Below are 21372 nucleotides of genomic sequence, written 5' to 3'. Positions count from 1 at the left end.
GATTTTACATCAATAGCTTAAACTTTTAACCTAATGACATTCACCACAAGCCTAAACAAAAACAGCATACATAATATCAGGTAATGAGTTAAAGAATATTCTAATTTGTCTCTTTTTAGATCATTTCTAAAAAACAAAAAAATACACTCTCTCTTAAAGTATTCTTTGGATAACTCAATAAACAAAGAGCACGAAAGTTTTATATCATTTTATTTAATGATCATATTAACCAAAAAGCTAAGAACATAGAATGTTATTCCAAATACAAGAAAAATCACACTCCAAAAAAGAATAATTTATAAAATAAAAAAGGCATGAAAGATTATTTTTCTAATAAATACACATTTTTTAGAAAATAAAACTTATAGGTGTATTTTTGGAAAAAAGATTATGGGACTTCATATAACAGAACAACAACAATTAGAACAATTATATCATACTATAAAAAATACGACCCAACGTTTTTTAGGATACCCTGTTTCTAAAGATTTTGATTACTCAGAGTTAATGCCTTTTCTACAGTTTCCGTTAAATAATTTAGGAGATCCTTTTAGTGAGTCAACATACCAAGTAGATTCTAGAACCATGGAACGCGAGGTTGTAAATTTCTTCGCTAAACTATTTAGAGCTCATGAAGACCAGATTTGGGGATATGTAACTAATGGGGGATCTGAAGGAAATCTATATGGCTTATATGTAGCAAGAGAGCTGTATCCAAAGGGAATGGTCTATTTTTCTGAGGCTACTCATTATAGTATTCAAAAGAATGTTGCTTTACTTAATATTGATTATGTTATTATTAAATCACTTCCTAACGGAGAAGTAGATTATAATGATTTAAAAAAAACTATTGGTTTTAATAGACATAGACCAGCTATAGTAGTTGCCAATATTGGTACTACAATGACAGAAGCCAAAGATAATACCAAAAAGATAAAATCTATTTTAGAGAATATGGCTATCAAAAAGCATTATATACATGCAGATGCAGCTCTAGCAGGTGGTTTTGCTCCTTTTGTAACCCCAAGGCCTAAATTTGATTTTGAAGATGGAATCGATAGTATATCCATTAGCGGGCATAAATTTATAGGATCCCCTATGCCCTCTGGAGTTGTTATTGTTAAAAAAGATAATAGAGATAGAATTGCTAGAAGAATAGCATATATAGGTAGTTCTGATGCCACTATAACAGGATCAAGAAATGGACATACTCCACTATTTTTATGGTATGCTATAAAAAAAATAGGTCTTGAAGGGTTTAAAAAACGTACAGAACATAGCTTAGCAGTAGCTTCATATACCGAAAACAAATTAAATGGTCTAGGTATTGACGCATGGAGAAATCCTAATGCTATAACTATAGTTTTTCCTGCACCAAGCAAAAAAGTTATAAATAAATGGCAATTAGCTACTGAAAAAAGACAATCTCATATTATTTGTATGCCTAATGTACCATATACTCAGATTGATGAATTTATTGCAGACATAGAATCGGAAATGTGTGTTGTTTAAAACTATATAATTCTACTAGTATAATTATTCATTCAATAACCGCTGAAATTCTTCTAGATATTGACCAATATGATGACCATCCATTAAGCCGTGATGTACATTAATCGATACAGGTAGATTAAGTTTCTTATTTTCTTTAGTGTACTTACCAAAAGAAATTTTTGGAATACTGTCTTTAAATTGAAAATGTCTTGCATGTGTCAATCCTGTAAAATTATACCAAGGAACAGAAGAGTAATGTATCGTATCTATTCGTTTGGTACTATCCGAATGACACAGACCAGTACTATTTTTTATTTTTTCAATCTCTTTTTGTGCTTTGGTTATAAAAATTTCAAAATCTTCATCAAATTCCATAAAAGAAAATCCAAATGTATGATCTTCTCTACCTATGGTAGGGGATGCATGGATTTTATCATATACATATACATGATCACCTTCTATACGGTATCTAAATGGCTCAATAGCATTAGCTGCACTGATGGATTTATGAAGGTAATATAAAAAGTAAGGATACCCTAGGTCTTGTATCTTTTGATATCCAATTGTAAAATCTACAGTAGTTGTTATCCCAAAAAATGGTTCATCAAAACCTCCAAAGAAATCAAAATGTTCTTTTCTATTCCAACTTGTTAGATCGAGTTTGGTTTTCATTTTTATAGTAATTGTAATAACTCACTCGCCTTTGTATAACTTCTAAAATTAGGATGTTCAATCTTTTCATTTACCATTTCATGAGCCCAAGTAGTGTGAAAAGGGATATGAAATGCATGTGCTCCAATATTTAGAACTGGTAAAATATCTGATTTTAAAGAGTTACCTATCATCAAAAATTCATTTTCGATGATATCCAAATGTTTTACCAGTTTCTTATATTGTTTTTCAGTTTTATCAGAGACAATTTCTATATGATGAAAATAATTCTCTAATCCAGATTTGATTAATTTATGTTCTTGATCTAATAAATCCCCTTTAGTAGCCATAACCAATCGATACTTTTTAGACAACTCTTGTAATGTTTCTTCTATACCATCAATCAACACTACAGGTTCATTAAGCATTTCCTTTCCTTTTTCGATCAGTTTTTGTACTAAATCAATTGTCATATTACCATTAGAAATAAGTATCGCTGCCTCTATTAATGATAGTGTAAATGGCTTAATACCATACCCATATAAAGGAAGGTTTTTCATTTCGATATCAAAAAGCAATGCATTTGCTTCTTTTTTAGGCATATATTCTTCTAATAGAATACAAAACTCTTCTTCTGCTTTTCTAAAAATCGTTTCATTCACCCATAATGTATCATCAGCATCAAAAGCGATTACTTTTATATTCCTTAATGGCATTTTACTAAAAATTTGAGTTAATAATCAGTTTTAATTAGAATAATTTTTATTGTAATATATCACAAGATCTTTTACTCCCTCGTGATCCCTCATTGAGGGTTTAATCCCCCAAAAGCTTGGCTCGAAAACAAAATATTTTTTTTCGGAAACATACCTCGAGCTTGCTCCGAGGTTATTTATTTAACAAATCGCACTAAATTATCTATCTAATCAAAATCATCTTACCAACTTTTTATATTTAATACGTTTTGGCATTAAATCACCACCTAAGCGTTTCTTTTTATTCTCTTCATAATCAGAGAAACTACCTTCAAAGAAATATACTTGAGAATCTCCTTCAAAAGCTAATATATGTGTACATATTCTATCAAGGAACCAACGATCGTGAGAAATTACTACAGCACATCCTGCAAAATTTTCCAATCCTTCTTCTAATGCTCGTAGTGTATTTACATCTAGATCATTAGTAGGCTCATCTAGTAGTAACACATTTCCTTCTTCTTTTAGAGTCATTGCAAGATGTAATCGGTTACGTTCTCCTCCAGAAAGAGCAGATACTTTTTTGTTTTGTTCGCTTCCGCTAAAGTTAAAACGACTTAAGTATGCTCTGGAATTTACTTGTTTACCTCCCATTAGTACTAACTCTTGCTCATCACTAAAGTTTTGCCAAATTGTCTTATCTGGATCTATATTACTATGGGTTTGATCTACATAAGCAATCTTAGCGGTATCTCCTACACTAAAACTACCTTTGTCTGGTTGTTCTTCTCCCATTATCATTTTAAATATAGTAGTTTTACCTGCTCCGTTAGGACCAATAATGCCTACAATACCTGCCTGAGGAAGATTAAAATTTAAATCCTCATATAGTAATTTATCATCAAAAGCTTTACTTACTCCACTAGCTTCAATCACATTAGTTCCTAATCTAGGACCATTAGGAATATATATTTCTAATTTTTCATCAACTTGTTTTTGATCCTGATTTAGTAATTTATCGTAGTTACTTAAACGTGCTTTTTGTTTTGCCTGACGTCCTTTAGGAGCCATACGAACCCATTCTAACTCCCGTTCTAAGGTTTTTTGACGTTTAGAAGCTTGTTTTTGTTCTTGTGCTAGTTTCTTAGATTTTTGATCCAACCAAGAAGAGTAATTTCCTTTCCAAGGTATTCCTTCTCCTCTATCAAGTTCTAATATCCAACCTGCTGCATTGTCTAAAAAGTACCTATCGTGTGTTACGGCAATAACAGTACCTTTATACTGCTGTAAATGGTGCTCTAACCAATGTACTGATTCTGCATCTAAATGGTTAGTCGGCTCGTCTAATAATAATACATCTGGTTCCTGTAATAGAAGACGGCACAGTGCTACTCTTCTTCTTTCTCCTCCTGATAAAACACCTATTTTCTTATCAGAATCTGGAGTACGAAGAGCATCCATTGCAATTTCTAATTTAGTATCTAATTCCCATGCATTACTAGCATCAATCTGATCTTGTAGATTCGCTTGCTTATCCATAAGCTCCTGCATCTTGTCTGGATTCTCATACACTTCTGGCAAACCAAACATATCATTGATTTTATTATATTCGTCTAAAACAGCTACCGTTTCTGCTACACCTTCTTTTACAACTTCTAGCACTGTTTTTTCAGGATCCAGTTTTGGTTCTTGTTCTAACATACCAACTGTATATCCTGGAGCAAACACTACATCTCCTTGATAATTTTTATCTATCCCTGCTATAATCTTAAGTAATGTAGATTTACCAGATCCATTAAGTCCTAAAATTCCTATTTTAGCTCCATAAAAAAAACTTAGATATATATTTTTAAGAACAGGAGTATTTGCACTTTTATACGTTTTACTCAACCCTGACATTGAGAAAATTACCTTTTTATCGTCTGACATAAGCCTTTTAAATTGTTATTTTATTAGATGATTATATCTTATTAAGAGTTAAACTCTTCCTTTTAAAGCATTAAAAACCCAAGCTATTGCAAAAAAGCCAATACCAACAGCTGCAAAACCATATCCTGATACATCTCTATATCTAAAAGCTCCTAATGCAATAAGTGCTAACCCGACTAAGACCATTATAAAAGTTGCCCAAGCCAACACTGTGTTTTTATTCATTCCCATAAATTATTTTTTTAGTTTAGTACAATTTCACTGACATTTTTACAAATAAGTGAATGCAAATATCGGTATTTTATCGTCAAAAAACAGGTTTTTATAGAGATGTTAAAATGTAAAAACAGAAGATCACTTATATTATAACAAATTATAAATGAATTTTTAAATAAAAACAGAGGACTCATCATTGAGTCTCCGTTTTATAAGTATCATTATAAATGGAGTCTATTACTAATTAAAAAATGTGTTATCTATTCTTGATTCTAACACTGACTCAATAGCGTTAGGTATATTTTCAAAAAGATCATATCCTGTCAGTTTTTCGATAGTATTTACGGTTGTTCTATACTGCTTCCAATCACTATTAACTTTTTGATTATTAGGAATTTTTACAGCAATAACCCTAGTAGAAGTAGTAACTCTACCAATATCATTAGCTCCATTAGGTAATACCAAGGCTACTTTCCAAAAAGAATCAGGAACAGTAATCGCTCCATCACTAATCGTAGTTCTATATCCTTTACTTCCTGTTCCTCCTTTTCCTACAACTCCCGAAACTATATGAATTTCATTACCCTCTAAAGTTAGTGATCTCAAATATTTTTCGAAACTAACCCATGTTCTTCTATTGTTATTAGGAGCTTGTGGCGCTATATTAGTCATGTAATATGTATTCGCATTAGATTCTGAATTTCCATTTCTGTCTGCTGATGGACATAAATGACCTCTATCAAATCCTGACCCTCTATAATCATTTTTAGTAGCTCTAAAAAAATGACTCGGTAATGACCGATCTTCCTTAAAACAATTACACCTGGGAGTACTCCCTGTCCAAGCACTACTTAGATGCCAACTCACCCAATTTGCAATCCCTTTAGTAGCATTATATGACAATGTAAAATCAGGCTTTGATAAAAAGTAATTCATAGAAGAAGAATTTGCGTTTGATGGATTACCAAAGGTTAAATTACTATCTTTAGATGCCTCTCCTCCATTATTTCCTCCATCTGTATCCCCTGTAATAATTTCTATATTATCTATGTTAACCCTATTAGAACCTCCTGTAATTTTTTGAATCCCATATCTAACTGTATTGGATTCATTAACATTAAACGTTACTGTATGTAATCTAGTAGAACTTGTTGTAACCGTATTACCTACATAAGTCCAAGAAGAACCTTTATCATAAGATGCTACCAAACGCCAAGAAGAAGCTCTATCATTACCGTATTTTGCATGACGAATTCGTACTGTCTTTACTCCATTATCTAGATCAAATGACATTTTAATATACCCATTTTTTCGTATACGAACAGATTTTGATCCATATTTTCTATCATTAGATAGTGTTCCTAGTAGCGCATTATCTAAATACCAAACACCAGAATGAGATAACGTTACACTCTCTGCTGAATAACTTCGCTTAGAAGCAGACTCAAAAACTTCTGTAAAACCACTTCTTCTACTTTTAGAATGATCGTGTGGTCCTTGATTATCATAATGGTTAGTTTCTACATTTAATTCTCCTTCAATAACTAAATAAGAATCAATACGTTGATACATAGAATCATCACTTGTATTACACCCCGTAATAGTCAAAGAGATACTAAAAAGAATAGTAGCAAAATTAATACTTGAACGTCTCATAGGTTTAATTATTAGGTTATTTGTGTAATTCTATTTACTATCAAAATAACTCTAACTGTGTTATACCACTGTTAATTACCTACCAAAAAAAAGTTACTAAATTCCTAAAAATCAAAATGTTAAATGACATAAAAATAACATAATTCAGCTATAAGAATTCCTGTTTTTAAATTAAGAGTATTACTTATATAAATTCAGTGTTTTTTGTATTTTCGTGCAAACAATACACACAAATGGATATAAACTTCAATAAGAACGAAGATCATAACAAGCTTTTAGTATCAGCATTACGACAAAGGTTAACCAAGGTAAAACTAGGAGGTGGCGAGAAGCGTATCGAAAAACTTCATGCTAAAGGTAAAATGACTGCTCGAGAGAGAATTGAATACTTACTCGATGATGATTCTAAATCTATCGAGATTGGGGCTTTTGCAGGAGAAGGAATGTATGAAGAACATGGAGGATGCCCTAGCGGAGGTGTAGTAGTCAAAATTGGGTATGTTAGCGGAAAACAATGTATCGTTGTTGCCAATGATGCTACAGTAAAAGCTGGAGCTTGGTTTCCCATAACCGGAAAGAAAAATTTAAGAGCTCAAGAATTATCTATAGAAAATAAATTACCTATAATTTATCTAGTTGATAGTGCTGGAGTATACTTACCAATGCAAGATGAAATTTTCCCAGATAAAGAACATTTTGGAAGAATATTTCGTAACAATGCTGTAATGAGCAGTATGGGAATTACCCAAATCTCTGCAGTTATGGGTAGTTGTGTTGCTGGAGGCGCTTATTTACCTATTATGAGTGATGAGGCTCTTATTGTAGATAAAACTGGTAGTATATTTCTTGCAGGAAGCTATTTAGTTAAAGCAGCTATTGGAGAGAGTATTGATAATGAAACTCTGGGAGGAGCTACTACACACTGCGAAGTTTCTGGAGTAACTGATTATAAAGCTAAAGATGATGCAAATGCTCTTGATACAATTAAAAACATTGTATCAAAGATTGGTGATTTTGACAAAGCTGGTTTTAATCGTATAAAACCTACTACCCCAAAAGATAAGCCTGAGGATATTTATGGCATTTTACCAAAAGCTCGAAACGAGCAATATGATATGATGGAAATCATCAAACGATTAGTTGATGATTCTGATTTTGAAGAATATAAAGCAGGATATGGGCAAACAATACTTACTGGATATGCACGTATCGATGGATGGGCTGTGGGGATTGTAGCAAATCAACGAAAAATTGTAAAAACAAAGAAAGGAGAAATGCAATTTGGAGGTGTCATTTATTCTGATTCCGCAGATAAAGCCACACGTTTTATTGCGAATTGCAATCAAAAGAAAATACCGTTAGTATTTTTACAAGATGTAACAGGTTTTATGGTAGGTAGTAAAAGCGAGCACGGTGGAATTATTAAAGATGGTGCCAAAATGGTAAATGCAGTAAGTAATAGTATTGTCCCCAAATTTACTATCGTTATTGGTAATTCTTATGGTGCTGGTAATTATGCAATGTGTGGTAAAGCATATGATCCTAGATTAATAGCTGCATGGCCAAGTGCAGAACTTGCTGTAATGGGAGGGGCACAAGCCGCTAAAGTATTATTACAAATTGAAACTGCTTCTCTAAAAAAGAAAGGAGAACAATTATCCGAAGAAGACGAAAAAGAATTATTTAACAAGATTAAAGCTCGATATGATAAGCAAACATCACCATATTATGCTGCTGCAAGAATATGGACAGATGCTATCATCGATCCATTAGATACCAGAAAATGGATATCAATGGGGATTGAAGCTGCTGATCATGCACCTATCGAAAAGAAATTTAATTTAGGAGTAGTACAAGTATAAAAATGAAAATAATATATATCATAACTTTATTTATAACAGTCTGCAATATATATACAATACATTCGCAAAATGATACTAATAAAGTTCTGGAAATACAGCAAAATCTAAAAAAATCCAAAGAGTTGATCCATAAAAACTTGGACAGCTCTTTATTTTATTCAGATAAAGCTATACAATTATCCAAACTAATCATCAATGATACACTCATCTCAAAATCAAATTTACAGAAAAGCAGTGTCCTAATTTATAAAAAAAAGTTTTCTGAAGCTGATTCATTACTTCAATATAATTTAACAAAAAAATTACCCAAGCATATTGAAGGGCAAACTTGGCATAATATAGGAACTATTCAATACTACAAACAAAATTTTAAAAAAGCATTAGGCATTTATATTAAAGCTTCAAAAATTCTTGAGCAAGTAAAAGAATCTACACAATTAGTAGATACCTATAGTAATATTGCAACGATTAATGCCTCATTAAAAAACTTCGCTAATGCAGAAAAATACTTAGAAAGAGCTCTTTCGATTAGTAGTGATTCTAATAAAGCAGCTCGATTAAAAATTCTAGTAAATCTTTCTATTATTTATCACGAGCAAAAACTATTCAAAAAATATATTAGTAGCATATCAAAAGCAGAAAAATTAGCAGAAAAATATAATTCTAAAAATGCACTCTCTATAATTTATACCAATCAATCTAAATATTATTCTGATACAGGTGATAATTATGATTACGCTATTGAATATGGAAAAAAAGCTATTGCGATAAAAAAAGAATTAAAAAGAATTCAAAACTTATATTTTACGTACAACAACGTAGGATATTCTTATTTAAAAAAAGAAGAATATAAAAAAGCAATTGTATACTTAGATAGCGCTTTACACAATGCACAACCCACGGCAAAACCTATTATATATAACAATCTAAAAGATGCCTATTCTGGGTTGAAAAATTATAAATCCGCAGTACATTATGCGAACTTGAAAGATCAAATAAAAGATTCTATTACCAGTGCGCAACAAAAGGAAAAAGTAGCAGAATTAACAGAAAAATTTGAGTCCGAAAAAAAACAACAGCAAATTAATATCTTAGATACTAAAAATGAATTACAAGCATTTACTATACAACAACAAAACTATCTATTAGTTGTCTTAGCTGTTTTTGTAATTCTATTCTTAATTCTAGGGTATTTTGGATTTAAAAATTATAAAACTAAACAGCAGTTAAACACCCTATTACTTCAACAAAAATTACGAAAAACCCAACTTAACCCTCATTTTTTATTTAATGCATTACAAAGTATTCAAAACTTTATTTATCAAAATGATAAAGAAAAATCGAGTTCATATCTCACTAGTTATTCAAAATTAATTCGATTTATTTTAGAAAAATCTGATGATAATTTTAGCAGTGTATCAGAGGATCGTTTAGCATTAGAATCATATCTTAATTTACAACAGCTCAATAACAATAATTCTTTTTCATATACCGTAACTGTAGAAGATACTGTGGATGAAGATTTTGATATGCTCCCTACCTTAATTACACAACCTTTTGTAGAAAATGCAATACTACATGGACTAAAAAATAACTCTAATGGGGTGATTGCCGTAAAGTATTATAAAAACAATAATGATTTATATATTTCTATAATTGACAATGGAAAAGGGTATGATGCTCCTAAAGAGGATTCTAAACGATTACATAAATCAATGAGCATGAATATCATAAAAGAGCAATTAAAAAATCTAAATAGAACTTCTGGTAATTTTAAAGGAATTATTGATATTCAATCATCTCCTAAAGGAACAAAAGTATCCTTAAAATTCACAACAGTAAACTAAGTAAAAAGTACAGTACCTTTACCTTATGAACAAAATATCTTGCTTTATTGTAGAAGATGACCCACAAGCATTAGAATATGTATCATCTATCATACAAAACTATGGCGAAATACGTATTTTAGGGAATTCCGATAAGATCAATGAAGCCTACACTCTGATAAAAAAACTACAACCAGACTTTATTATTCTAGATATTTTTCTCACCGATGGTACAGCTTTTGATTTTTTAACTTTATTTGATGAAATTAATTTCAAAATTATCTTTACTACCTCGTATGCAAAATATGCAATTGATGCCTTTAAATTTAGCGCATTAGATTATTTATTAAAACCATATGAAGAAAAAGAAATGATTTTGGCTCTAAAAAAAGTATCCGAAAATATTCATAAACAAAATCAACAACAACAAATACACACTTTACTACATAATCTTTCTGATAAAAACGAACCAAAAAAAATTATACTCAAAAATGCTGATGCAATACATATTGTAAAAACAGAAGATATTCTTTATGCAAAATCAGATAATAATTACACTACTTTTCTTTTATATAGTGGAAAAGAAATACTGGTGTCTAAACCTCTAAAATCTTTTGATGAACAATTAACAACATATAATTTTTTCAGGGTTCATCAAAGTTTTTTAATTAACTTAATACATATCTCTTCATTTAATAAGCGAGAAGAAGTAATCATTCTAAATGAAATTCATACTATTCCTGTAGCACAAAGTAGAAAGCGTCTATTAATTGAATATATCAATAAGCTTAACTAAAAAATTCTAATTTTTGACATTTACTTTCTAAAAATACCAAGGCTAATTCTCACTTCAGCAATTATTCTACAGTTTTAATAGTATTTTAATTTACATCAAACCTCTCTCATGATTGGTATAAAAGCTATTAAATCATAAATTGATGAAAGAAATATTTTTATTACTATTAATATTAACGTTGATTTCTTGTGGAAAAGATAAAAATAACAAAGAAGAATTTGGAGTATTTGATATAACTGAAGATGTATCTGATCTAAATACAATAGCTAATGAAGCTGAAAAAATTGAAAGAGAAAGTAAAAAATTAAAAGAATCTACTCCTATCACTACTGAGGAATTGAAAACATTCATCCCAAAAAAATTAATCGGTTATTCGAGAAAAGAGTTCTCTATAGGTAATGAGTTTATGCCTGATATGACAATAGCAGACGCTAAATATGTAAGTCAGGATAATATTGTACTATCATTCTCTATTATAGATGGTGCTGGAGAAACAGGAAGTGTAATGGTAACACTTGCCCGTTTAGGTTTTATAAAAGGTTTTGAGGAACAGAATAATCACGGATATAGAAAATCTATTACAATCAATGGTTACAAAGCTATAGAAGAAATTAAAATTAATAATGATATTGAAAGTTCTATTTTAGAACTTTTGATATCTAATCGTTTTATAATTACTCTCGAAGGACAAAAAATTTCTTTAAAACAGTTAAAAAATGCGATTAACGAATTGAATCTAAAAATTCTAGAACAGAAAACCAAGTAAGCATTTGTGTATTTTTTAATAATAAAAAATTATAAAAAAAATATTGAAAAGGATAAAAATAAAATCTTCAATATTTATATGTACTCTTAGGAAGAGTATCAATTAGTTAACAATCCATATTTCTTTATTTCTGCATCTGTCATAAAATGTATTTTACTAGCGGAAGCAGCATTTATTGTAAAATAATAAAAATCTTCGGCTTGTTTTTGTGTAAACCCTACAGAAACATAATACTTTATATATGGTAGATGTTTTACGTGTCCTTTAGGGTAATCTGTTGCTTGTTTTTTATCTTTCCCTTCTTCTTCGCTCCACGAATGCACTCCTATTTTGGTATTTTTACCTTTTGTCCTTTTTTTGCCTGCGATAAAAAAATCAACTCCACCAGAAGCTATTAATCCATTATCTAACAAATGAATATTTATCCCTAGTTTATTAACTTTAGAGGATAATTTTAAATTAATATCATCGTTATTAGATCCATCACATTGTCTGATGTTTATTTGTTTTATATTTTTAAAAGAGATTAATAATGCATTAAAATTCTTCAAAGAAGAGTCATTAATAACGCCATTCATTTCTACAGTCCCCTTATCATCTAATATTTTAAAAATTCCAAACTGTTTTTGCTGAGGCTTATTATCATCGTCATTACTACATGATGCTGTAATACTAGTAATAAATAAAGAAACAAAAATTAATTTCATGATGTTTATAGACATAACTGTTTTTATATTATTTTAAAAGTTAAACACTTTACATAATTAATATAATAACAGTTAATTTTAAATATTCCCTATTTCTTTATTTTAGATAAAATCTGTTACTATGATTTATTGTATATTTTAATTCTAAAATACTAGAATTTAATAAACCATTATGGATTTAAAATCCATAGTTTTAAATAAAAGAATGGAATTCTTTTTCTAGCGTAAGATTGTCATTTCTGCGTAGGCAAGAATGACATACCAACTTATAATAATAAATTGATGAGAATTGATCTCTTTATTATCAATAACATACAAGAGATATTATAGATGTAATAGTTAGTTATATTAAAACATTACACATATTTTAATTAATAGAAAAAGTCTTCCAAGTTCTTTATCTCTAGTTTACCAAAACCTAGCCTTTATATTCATCATCCCAATTTTTTACATTAGGTTTTCCAAGTTTTCCTACAGATTTTGCTACAATCATAGCAACAGTTGCATCACCTGTAACGTTTATTGTAGTTCTAAGCATATCCAATGGTCTATCTACTGCAAAAATTAACGCTAAACCTATCGGTAATTTATCTGATGGAAAACCTATAGCTTCAAGAACAATAACCAACATTACCATCCCTGCTCCTGGAACAGCGGCTGATCCTATCGAAGCTAATAGAGCCGTCAATACAATTGTAATCTGGTTACTAAACGTAAGCCCTTCTGGCCATAATACTTGCATAATAAATACAGAAGCTACTGCTTGATATAAACTTGTACCATCCATATTAATTGTTGCTCCAACTGGTAAGACAAAACTTGATACTTCTTTATCTACTCCAATATGTTCCTCTACTCTTTCCATTGTAACAGGAAGCGTCGCAGCACTAGAACTTGTAGAAAACGCTAATAACTGTGCTGGGCTTATTTGTTTTAAAAACCATAATGGAGATTTTTTAGTAATGACAGCAACCAATATACAATAAAATGCAACCATTAATACCAGTCCAAATATAACTACACCTGCATATTTCAACAAGGCTAATAATATATCAGGATCATCAGAAGTAACTACTACATTAGCTAATAATGCAAAAACAGCATATGGTGCTGTTAGCATAATAAGATCAACCATTTTTAATACGACATCATTCAGGCTATCAAAAAATTTCTTAAGAGGTTCTGATTGCGAAGGGGTAACTAACAACATACTAATACCTAGAAAAATCGCAAAAAATATTACCTGTAACATCTTCTTATTATCTCCCATAGCTTTAAAAGCATTCTGGGGTACCATATCTACAATAAATTGTAACGGTCCGCTTTCTTTCTGTCTACCCGCTTCAGCAATACGCTCAGATATTTTTGCATTACCAGCATATTCTGTAGTCAATTTCTGTATCGTCTGTTCTGTAATACCATTACCTGGCTTAATCGTATTCACTAATAAAAGTCCTATGGTGATTGCTATTACAGTGGTTAAAATATAAATAATAATAGTTCTCCCTCCTATCAATTTAAATTTTGAAATATCTTTTAAATCAGAGATCCCCTTAATCAAAGAAGCTAATATTAATGGAACTGCAATAAGCTTTAAAAGACTTACAAAAATAGTTCCTAAAGGTGCTATCCAATCTGCTGTAAATCCCTTTCCCCACGAGAATGTTGTCATTAAAAATCCAAATACTATACCTAGTATCATTCCGATCATAATTTGCCAATGCAGTGCGATTTTTTTCATGCGAATAATTTAATTTGTAATCAAAGAGCGTCGAAGATATTAATTAAAAATAAAAAAACGGCAATCCTATTAAGATTACCGCAGTTATTAATCAATAATTTTATAAATTATCTTTTCACTGTTCTATTCATTAGCCAATAATCTACTAATACCAAAGCTGCCATAGCTTCTACAATAGGTACAGCTCTAGGCACTACACAGGGATCATGCCTTCCTTTTCCTTGCATAGTAACAATATTACCTTCTTTATCAATTGTCTCTTGATCTTGCATAATAGTAGCTACAGGTTTAAAAGCTACATTAAAGTAAATATCCATCCCATTAGAAATCCCTCCTTGGATACCTCCAGAAAGGTTCGTTCTAGTTGTACCATCCTCATTAAAGAGGTCATTGTGGTCACTCCCTTTTAATCCTGCTCCTGCAAAACCACTTCCATATTCAAATCCTTTAACTGCATTAATCGATAGCATAGCTTTCCCTAATTCTGCATGTAATTTATCAAATACCGGCTCACCTAATCCTATAGGCACACCAGAAATAGTACAACTTACAATCCCACCAACCGTATCACCTTCTTTTCGAATTTGCTTTATGTAAGCTTCCATTTCATCTGCTTTTTTAGAATCAGGACACCGTACTATATTACTTTCTGTCAATGAAAAATCAAGTTCAGTATGGTTTTTTTCTAATTTTATCGCTCCAACTCCACTTACATAAGCATTAAAACTAATACCTGATAATACTTGTTTCGCTATTGCTCCTGCTACTACCCTACTAGCTGTTTCTCGAGCAGAAGAGCGTCCTCCACCTCTATAGTCTCGAACACCATATTTTTGATCATAGGTATAATCCGCATGAGAAGGGCGATATGAATCTTTTATATGAGAATAATCCTTAGATTTTTGATTAGCATTCTTAATTACAAAACCAATAGGAGTTCCCGTAGTAACTCCTTCAAAAATGCCTGAATAAAATTCTACTGTATCTGGTTCTTTACGCTGTGTTACGATAACAGATTGACCTGGTTTACGACGATCTAATTCTACCTGAATTGCTTCTAAATCTAATACAACACCTGCTGGGCATCCATCGATAATTCCACCAATCGCTATGCCATGTGATTCTCCAAAAGTAGTTACTCTAAAAAGGTTTCCAAATGTATTTCCTGCCATTAAAAATGATTTTACACAAAAGTAATTTTTAATCTTTACATACGAAAGTCAACAGCACGCATTTAATAATCACAAATACAACAAAAAACAGTTCCTCATTTTTTATATAGTTATAATCATAATACAATAAAAAAAGAGAGGTATAATTATAAAATATTAAAAAAATCAACCCCTAATCGAAAATCTGTATTAAAACAACATGACATCCATTAACATAAAACTAACATATAGCACTTATTGTTAAAAACCACATAACAATATGCTTATAATTAGGTAATCTAAGATTTACCATACGTCCTTTAATTTGTATAACGATTGTATTTTTGATGAAAAAACGTACTGTAGAACTTGTTGTAGTTTCTGATACCCATCTAGGCACTTATGGGTGTCAGGCTAAAGAACTTCTTAATTATTTAAATAGTATCAAGCCTAAAACCCTTATTCTTAATGGTGATATTATAGACATTTGGCAATTTAGAAAGCGATATTTCCCTAAAGCGCATCTCAAAGTGATTAAAAAAATAATTTCTTTTGCTTCAAAAGGTACAGAAGTTATTTATATCACTGGTAATCATGATGAAATGCTCCGAAAATTTAGTGATACTACAATGGGAAACTTTAAACTGGTAGATAAACTTGTCTTAGAATTAGATGGCAAAAAAGCTTGGTTCTTTCACGGAGATATTTTTGATGTATCAATCCAAAATGCAAAATGGCTAGCTAAACTAGGTGGTTGGGGATATGATATGCTTATTCTTCTTAATCAATTTATTAATTGGTTTCTGGTACGAATGGGTAAAGAAAAATTCTCTTTATCTAAGAAAATAAAAAATAGTGTAAAAAAGGCTGTAAAATACATTAATGATTTTGAAGATGTTGCTTCAGAATTAGCTGTAAAGAACAAATACAATTATGTTGTCTGTGGCCATATTCATCAGCCACAAATGCGAGAATATAAAAATAAAAATGGTTCTTGTTATTATCTAAATTCTGGTGATTGGATAGAAAATTTAACTTCTTTAGAATATCATAATAAAGAATGGAAACTGATTCATTATGAAAGTGAATCCATGGAAGTTTTTGCTGATACAAATGAAGAAGTTGAAGACTTAAAAATTGATCCTGAAGCATTGCAAGCCTCTTTTATGATGAATCAGATAATTACACCTTTAAAAAAACCTTAGTGTACTCTAATTAACTACGTATTCAATCATAAATATTTACTCACATGAAACATTTTAAAAATTTATTTCTAGTGGCATCTCTGATGCTCTTTTTTTCTTGTCATTTTATTGATGATATGTCTGGTGAACCCATATCAGTACCTCCTCAGTTAGTATTAGAAGAGAATACACAATATGAATTACCGTTTTCTACCTTATCTACTACAGAAAATAATGTCGAAATTCGTAATGGAGGATATGGGTCTGGAGCAACTGCACACCCCAGAAGAAAAGGTGAGTTTTATGCAATAACAGATCGTGGTCCTAATACTGACTTTTTAGATGGAAAAAAATTTCCTGTTGCAGAGTATACTCCTAGAATTGGACATTTTTATATTGCTCCTAATGGGAAAATAAATCTTAAAAAAGATATCCTTCTAAAAAACCCAGAAGGTATTCCTATTTCTGGTATTCCTAATCCCAAAGGAAAAGGCGCTACAGGAGAAATTCCTTATGATATTAGCGGTAATCAACTTCCTTTTGATGATTTTGGATTAGACCCTGAAGGGTTAGTAGCCTTAAAAGATGGTACATTTTGGATATCTGATGAATATGGACCACATATCGTACACTATTCAGCAGAAGGTATCGAATTAGAACGTATTTCTCCTATCGGAGTTAATGAAGGTAATGGAGGAAGAAAAATACCTGCTGTTTTTGCAAAAAGAAGACCTAATAGAGGGATGGAAGGTCTAGCTATAACTCCAGATCAAAAAACATTAGTAGGTATTATGCAATCTACATTATACAACCCTACTAAAATTAAGACTGATCTTACTCGTATTGTAACATTTGATTTACAAAATGGAACTACCAAACAATATCTGTATAAACAAGAGAAATCTAACTTATCGAATTCTGAAATTGTTGGATTATCAAACTCTACTTTTTTAGTTGTAGAGAGAGATGGCAAATATTCTGGTGAAGGAGTAGTTCAAAAACATATTTATAAAATAGATATCTCAGATGCTACAGACATCTCTGGAGTTGATATAAAAGCCGAATTTGGGCTACTCATTAATGGAAAGACTATCGAAGAATCTACTTGGGAAGAAATTAGTACCGCTGGTATTAAACCTGTAAAAAAAGTATTGGTTGCTGATTTAGTTAGTAAAACAGGATATCCACATGATAAGTTAGAAGGAATTTGGCTTATCGATAAAAATACATTAGGATGTCTTAATGATGATGATTTTGCTGTAACCGATGAGGATGACAATGGAATTATTGAGCAAAAAATACTACCAGGAACTCACCCAAAAATAGATGCAAGTTCTCTATATATGATTAATGCTGATTTTTAAAGAATGCTAGTATTAAAAAAATGAGATAGGGAGGATATCAACTATGATACTCTCCCTATCTTTTTTAACCTTTTATATTCAGGTATATTAATTAATAATAACATTAAAATTTCATACTTCCTTTTTAGAAAAAACAATGTTCCATTAAAACGTTACTGCCTCATATAATGTATTATACATTTTTATATTCTTGTTAGTTTTCTATTTATCGACACTTGTATAGTTACTATTTTTTAAATATTTTTTTCTGTATAGAAGAGCTATTGTCTACAAAATGAATATCACACACATAAGTACCTGATGACAAATTTGCTAGATCAAAAGACTGCCATGTTTTATTAATGCCTTCGGTTTTTAAAACAATTTTAGAAAATAAATCATAAATAACAACTTTCGAAATCTCTTTTTGAGCAATTACCGTAACATTATTAACAACTGGATTTGGATAGACCTGAATAGTATTAGAAACACCGACTAATTCTAGGCTACCTTTTTTGGCTTCAATCTCTAAATCAAAATCAGTACTTATTTTTAAAATTTTTGTTAGCGTTTTAGTTTTTAATGATTTTTTTGAAGTTACTTTCACTTTTATTGTATATATATTAGGATATAAAAACTCATCAATTATAAATTCATCATTACTACTGGTTATTTTAGTATTTTCAATTAATTGCCAACTATAATCATATTCAGAATTAGGATCAGAAGATAAAATTTTAAAAGAAGGTGATGATTTACCAATAATATATTCTTTGGCACCTATGATTTTAATTTGAAAATCTGCATCTAATGGTTTTGAATTAAGTTTTTGAGAAGCTTTTTTATTTAGCTTAACATTAACAATGCTTCCACTTTTAAAATGAGTTCCAGGATATAGTGTTATTTGATTTCTTGCTATAAGGTTTACATTTGCTTTATTTTCAACAACAACATTACCTGAATTAAAAATTTTTGTATCTCTAGTATTAATATCATTTCCTATATTAATAACATTATTTGCTTCAAAATCTCTATCATTAGTGATAACCTTATTTTGAATATCTAAATTTTCAAACATAAATTCGTCTGCTATGATAGTTCTAAAGTTTGTAATATCATCACTAGCAAAAAAAACGTGATTGCTATTCCATGCTTTAGAATACACTTCATCAAAAGGTATTTGATTATTTCTAATAAAATCATCTATTACAGTACTGTTTATAATTGCTCTTAAGCCTTTAGGGTCAGTGGAGGAATTATATGCATCATCAGATAAATCAATTGAACTTACTGTAGGTACAAATGCTATATTTGCAGTTATATCAAAAGGTAGACTTCGTAAACCAGGAAGTGTAGATCCCGGAGCATTATCATAAGAAGCCCCATTAAAACTATAGTTCCTTTTTTTATTAATTAAGTTGGTAGTAGCACATTTTAATCCAACCTTTACTTTTACAGGAACTTTACCTCTTAATTTACATTTACCAAAGATTTTAACAATACACCTGTTTTCCCATCGGATTCGTACATCTGGTACTTTTATACCTACTTTTAATATAATCTGAGAAACTTTAGCAGTTGTATTTACTGGTGAAGACCAAGCATTCAATGAAAATTCGTTACAATCTGTTCGCCATAGAGGAAATCGAATTAATTGTTCTCCTGGAGTAAATGTAGCACCATCTAATCTTTTTTGTACATCCCTACTCTCGTTACTTCCATTAATAAGAGCTATATTACGTGAATTAGAAGGGTAACCTAATCTTTTGAGATTATTTTGAGCTGCATTAAAATAACCATCAGTACTTATATGTCTAACCAACATTGATTTAGCAGCGACAGAATTAAGAGCTGCTAATGCTTTATGCGCCATATTTATCTTAAGTACATCTCTTAATTGAGGAATTCTATCCTCTGTAAATGGAGATATAACGAAATTAGTTATATCTATTATTGTACGATCTATAATCCCAATTCTAGAACTAATATCACTAACTGTACGAGACTCCATAATATCTTTAAAAAGATATTGTATTCCTGGAGGTAAATTAGCACCTTGATGTGGAGCATCAAATGAAACATAGAGTCCCACTCTATGATCATAACTTTCATTCTCCAATTGTTTTAAAGCCATTCTTGATAGTAATCCTCCCATACTCTCTCCTATCACTATAGATTCAAAATTTCTTTGTTTTTTAGAATTAATTTGTTGTATCAAATCTTTAACAACATTTGTATTGTCTTGTAATGACAGGTTCGTGTTATTAAATATTAGATAGACAATATCATAGTTATTATTTCTTAAGCCTTTTTCAAAATTTGAATATTTTTTTCTTTGTTCATCAACAGTTATGGTACCTATTGGGTCAAAACCTTGGACTATAATTATAGGTTTATCAAACACCTTATCATTTCCTAGATAAAGATGAGCATGCCCTCCATAGTTTTTGATAATAGAACCAGTCTTTGTTTCTGATGATTTGGGGCTTATAGTACTTTTTAAAACTGTTGTAGAATTTTCGGTGTTATTAGCTTTTATAGTTATAATAAAAGAACTACCGATTTTCATAGAAACACCATTGAGAGTAGCATTTCTATAAACTCTTATTAGTTTTTCTCCAAAATCAGTATAGTTTACAGGTATTACACCTTGTGAAGAGTTATATTTTTGAACTCCTCTACCATCAGCAAAATCAATAAAAACTTCAGATTCTTTCTTATAAAATCCAGATAAATAGTTTTCTGATTTCAATTCGAAATTAATCCTTTTCTTATAACTTATACTTGTATAACTAATAGCTCCAAACAGGTGAACTTCGTTGTAAGAGTTTTCTTTTGGTAAATTTTCAATTGAATTTTTGATATCTGTATCTTCTAACAATTCTCCTTTTACATCAAAAATTAGTATCGGAATACTTGATGAGGAATTGTTATTTTCTAATCTAGTATTTAACTCTTCTACTGAAGGTAATTTCGAAGACACACTTACCTCACTCTCTTTCAAACGGCTATATATTTGCATCCAAGACATTCCATCCATTTGACTTATCGGGGGAATAACCTGATTAGTTTCCTCATCATATGTTTCAATAAATTGATGTAAAGAATTAATCTCATCATCATCTATAAAACCTTTATTTAAAACATAACCTGTCTTAAGATCACTTATATCGATATTCGATATATAATCATGGTATAATTCTCTGGATGTTTTTTCATTAGTCTGCGCATGTATAGAAAATTTTATACCTGTTATAAAAATCATATACAAAGCTATCTGCATGTATTTTAAAATCATTTTTTTATGTATTTTCATCTAAATATTTAGCATTAGAGTTTCTATTTTTATAGAAAC

16 protein-coding genes are annotated in these 21372 nt (G+C 30.3%); 7 read left to right on the top strand and 9 right to left on the bottom strand.

Annotation, left to right across the window (positions count from 1 at the left end; genetic code table 11):
* The first annotated feature begins 390 nt into the window (after window positions 1–390).
* Window positions 391–1512 (top strand): histidine decarboxylase, encoded by a 1122-nt coding sequence (locus tag N456_RS13065; protein WP_062057822.1) that lies wholly within the window; start codon window positions 391–393, stop codon window positions 1510–1512.
* A 24-nt stretch (window positions 1513–1536) separates the two neighbouring features.
* On the opposite strand, the gene N456_RS13060 is transcribed toward N456_RS13065, so the two are convergent.
* The 5 genes from N456_RS13060 to N456_RS13040 form a co-directional block, all read right to left on the bottom strand.
* Window positions 1537–2166: a chloramphenicol acetyltransferase gene (locus tag N456_RS13060; RefSeq protein WP_062057819.1), complete on the bottom strand. Its 630-nt coding sequence runs from the start codon at window positions 2164–2166 to the stop codon at window positions 1537–1539.
* Window positions 2167–2168: 2 nt separating this feature from the next.
* On the bottom strand, window positions 2169–2861 hold the full coding sequence (locus tag N456_RS13055; protein WP_062057816.1) for an HAD family hydrolase: 693 nt from the start codon (window positions 2859–2861) through the stop codon (window positions 2169–2171).
* A 216-nt stretch (window positions 2862–3077) separates the two neighbouring features.
* Window positions 3078–4769: an energy-dependent translational throttle protein EttA gene (gene ettA, locus N456_RS13050; protein ID WP_062057813.1), complete on the bottom strand. Its 1692-nt coding sequence runs from the start codon at window positions 4767–4769 to the stop codon at window positions 3078–3080.
* Between the two features lie 48 nt (window positions 4770–4817).
* On the bottom strand, window positions 4818–4994 hold the full coding sequence (locus tag N456_RS24770; protein ID WP_205410273.1) for a CAL67264 family membrane protein: 177 nt from the start codon (window positions 4992–4994) through the stop codon (window positions 4818–4820).
* Between the two features lie 231 nt (window positions 4995–5225).
* On the bottom strand, window positions 5226–6641 hold the full coding sequence (locus N456_RS13040; RefSeq protein ID WP_062057807.1) for a DNA/RNA non-specific endonuclease: 1416 nt from the start codon (window positions 6639–6641) through the stop codon (window positions 5226–5228).
* Between the two features lie 233 nt (window positions 6642–6874).
* On the opposite strand from N456_RS13040, the gene N456_RS13035 reads away from it, so the two are divergent.
* The 4 genes from N456_RS13035 (at window position 6875) to N456_RS13020 (ending at window position 11891) form a co-directional block, all read left to right on the top strand.
* The gene (locus tag N456_RS13035; protein WP_062057804.1) at window positions 6875–8503 is read left to right on the top strand and encodes an acyl-CoA carboxylase subunit beta; all 1629 of its coding nucleotides are present in this window, start codon (window positions 6875–6877) and stop codon (window positions 8501–8503) included.
* A gap of 2 nt (window positions 8504–8505) precedes the next feature.
* Complete coding sequence (locus N456_RS13030) at window positions 8506–10350, top strand: tetratricopeptide repeat-containing sensor histidine kinase (protein WP_062057801.1); 1845 nt, start codon at window positions 8506–8508, stop codon at window positions 10348–10350.
* Window positions 10351–10375: 25 nt separating this feature from the next.
* A complete protein-coding gene (locus N456_RS13025) occupies window positions 10376–11125 on the top strand; it encodes a LytR/AlgR family response regulator transcription factor (RefSeq protein WP_062057798.1) in 750 nt (249 codons plus the stop codon).
* Between the two features lie 142 nt (window positions 11126–11267).
* Entirely contained in the window at window positions 11268–11891 is a 624-nt protein-coding gene (locus N456_RS13020; RefSeq protein WP_062057795.1) for a hypothetical protein, read from the top strand.
* Between the two features lie 98 nt (window positions 11892–11989).
* On the opposite strand, the gene N456_RS13015 is transcribed toward N456_RS13020, so the two are convergent.
* From N456_RS13015 to aroC, 3 genes are all read right to left on the bottom strand, one after another.
* Window positions 11990–12598, bottom strand: a complete 609-nt coding sequence (locus tag N456_RS13015; RefSeq protein ID WP_062057792.1) for a hypothetical protein — start codon at window positions 12596–12598, stop codon at window positions 11990–11992.
* Window positions 12599–13016: 418 nt separating this feature from the next.
* Complete coding sequence (locus N456_RS13010) at window positions 13017–14339, bottom strand: dicarboxylate/amino acid:cation symporter (protein ID WP_062057787.1); 1323 nt, start codon at window positions 14337–14339, stop codon at window positions 13017–13019.
* 107 nt (window positions 14340–14446) lie between these two features.
* Window positions 14447–15511 carry a chorismate synthase gene (gene aroC / locus N456_RS13005; RefSeq protein WP_062057784.1) on the bottom strand — a complete coding sequence of 355 codons (1065 nt, stop codon included), beginning with the start codon at window positions 15509–15511 and terminating at the stop codon, window positions 14447–14449.
* A gap of 326 nt (window positions 15512–15837) precedes the next feature.
* Between aroC and N456_RS13000 the strand changes: the two genes are divergently transcribed.
* Window positions 15838–16695, top strand: a complete 858-nt coding sequence (locus N456_RS13000) for a UDP-2,3-diacylglucosamine diphosphatase (RefSeq protein WP_062057780.1) — start codon at window positions 15838–15840, stop codon at window positions 16693–16695.
* Window positions 16696–16739: 44 nt separating this feature from the next.
* Entirely contained in the window at window positions 16740–18038 is a 1299-nt protein-coding gene (locus N456_RS12995) for an esterase-like activity of phytase family protein (protein ID WP_240315527.1), read from the top strand.
* Window positions 18039–18264: 226 nt separating this feature from the next.
* Here N456_RS12995 and N456_RS12990 read toward each other — a convergent pair whose 3' ends face one another.
* A complete protein-coding gene (locus N456_RS12990) occupies window positions 18265–21315 on the bottom strand; it encodes a T9SS type A sorting domain-containing protein (protein WP_158447888.1) in 3051 nt (1016 codons plus the stop codon).
* Window positions 21316–21372: the final 57 nt, after the last annotated feature.

The organism is Aquimarina longa SW024 (genome assembly GCF_001401755.1).
GTDB lineage: Bacteria > Bacteroidota > Bacteroidia > Flavobacteriales > Flavobacteriaceae > Aquimarina > Aquimarina longa.
The sequence above is the reverse complement of the archived record's forward strand: the minus strand, read 5'-3'. Positions and strand labels throughout refer to the sequence as shown.

Excerpts from the sequence above, each read along its gene's own strand:
- N456_RS13030 (WP_062057801.1), top strand. The coding sequence starts at position 8,506 with ATGAAAATAATATATATCATAACTTTATTTATAACAGTCTGCAATATA.
- N456_RS13060 (WP_062057819.1), bottom strand. The coding sequence starts at position 2,166 with ATGAAAACCAAACTCGATCTAACAAGTTGGAATAGAAAAGAACATTTT.
- N456_RS13010 (WP_062057787.1), bottom strand. The coding sequence starts at position 14,339 with ATGAAAAAAATCGCACTGCATTGGCAAATTATGATCGGAATGATACTA.
- N456_RS12995 (WP_240315527.1), top strand. The coding sequence starts at position 16,740 with ATGAAACATTTTAAAAATTTATTTCTAGTGGCATCTCTGATGCTCTTT.
- N456_RS13040 (WP_062057807.1), bottom strand. The coding sequence starts at position 6,641 with ATGAGACGTTCAAGTATTAATTTTGCTACTATTCTTTTTAGTATCTCT.
- ettA (WP_062057813.1), bottom strand. The coding sequence starts at position 4,769 with ATGTCAGACGATAAAAAGGTAATTTTCTCAATGTCAGGGTTGAGTAAA.
- N456_RS13020 (WP_062057795.1), top strand. The coding sequence starts at position 11,268 with ATGAAAGAAATATTTTTATTACTATTAATATTAACGTTGATTTCTTGT.
- N456_RS12990 (WP_158447888.1), bottom strand. The coding sequence starts at position 21,315 with ATGATTTTAAAATACATGCAGATAGCTTTGTATATGATTTTTATAACA.
- aroC (WP_062057784.1), bottom strand. The coding sequence starts at position 15,511 with ATGGCAGGAAATACATTTGGAAACCTTTTTAGAGTAACTACTTTTGGA.
- N456_RS13000 (WP_062057780.1), top strand. The coding sequence starts at position 15,838 with ATGAAAAAACGTACTGTAGAACTTGTTGTAGTTTCTGATACCCATCTA.
- N456_RS13065 (WP_062057822.1), top strand. The coding sequence starts at position 391 with ATGGGACTTCATATAACAGAACAACAACAATTAGAACAATTATATCAT.
- N456_RS13025 (WP_062057798.1), top strand. The coding sequence starts at position 10,376 with ATGAACAAAATATCTTGCTTTATTGTAGAAGATGACCCACAAGCATTA.
- N456_RS13015 (WP_062057792.1), bottom strand. The coding sequence starts at position 12,598 with ATGAAATTAATTTTTGTTTCTTTATTTATTACTAGTATTACAGCATCA.
- N456_RS13035 (WP_062057804.1), top strand. The coding sequence starts at position 6,875 with ATGGATATAAACTTCAATAAGAACGAAGATCATAACAAGCTTTTAGTA.
- N456_RS24770 (WP_205410273.1), bottom strand. The coding sequence starts at position 4,994 with ATGAATAAAAACACAGTGTTGGCTTGGGCAACTTTTATAATGGTCTTA.
- N456_RS13055 (WP_062057816.1), bottom strand. The coding sequence starts at position 2,861 with ATGCCATTAAGGAATATAAAAGTAATCGCTTTTGATGCTGATGATACA.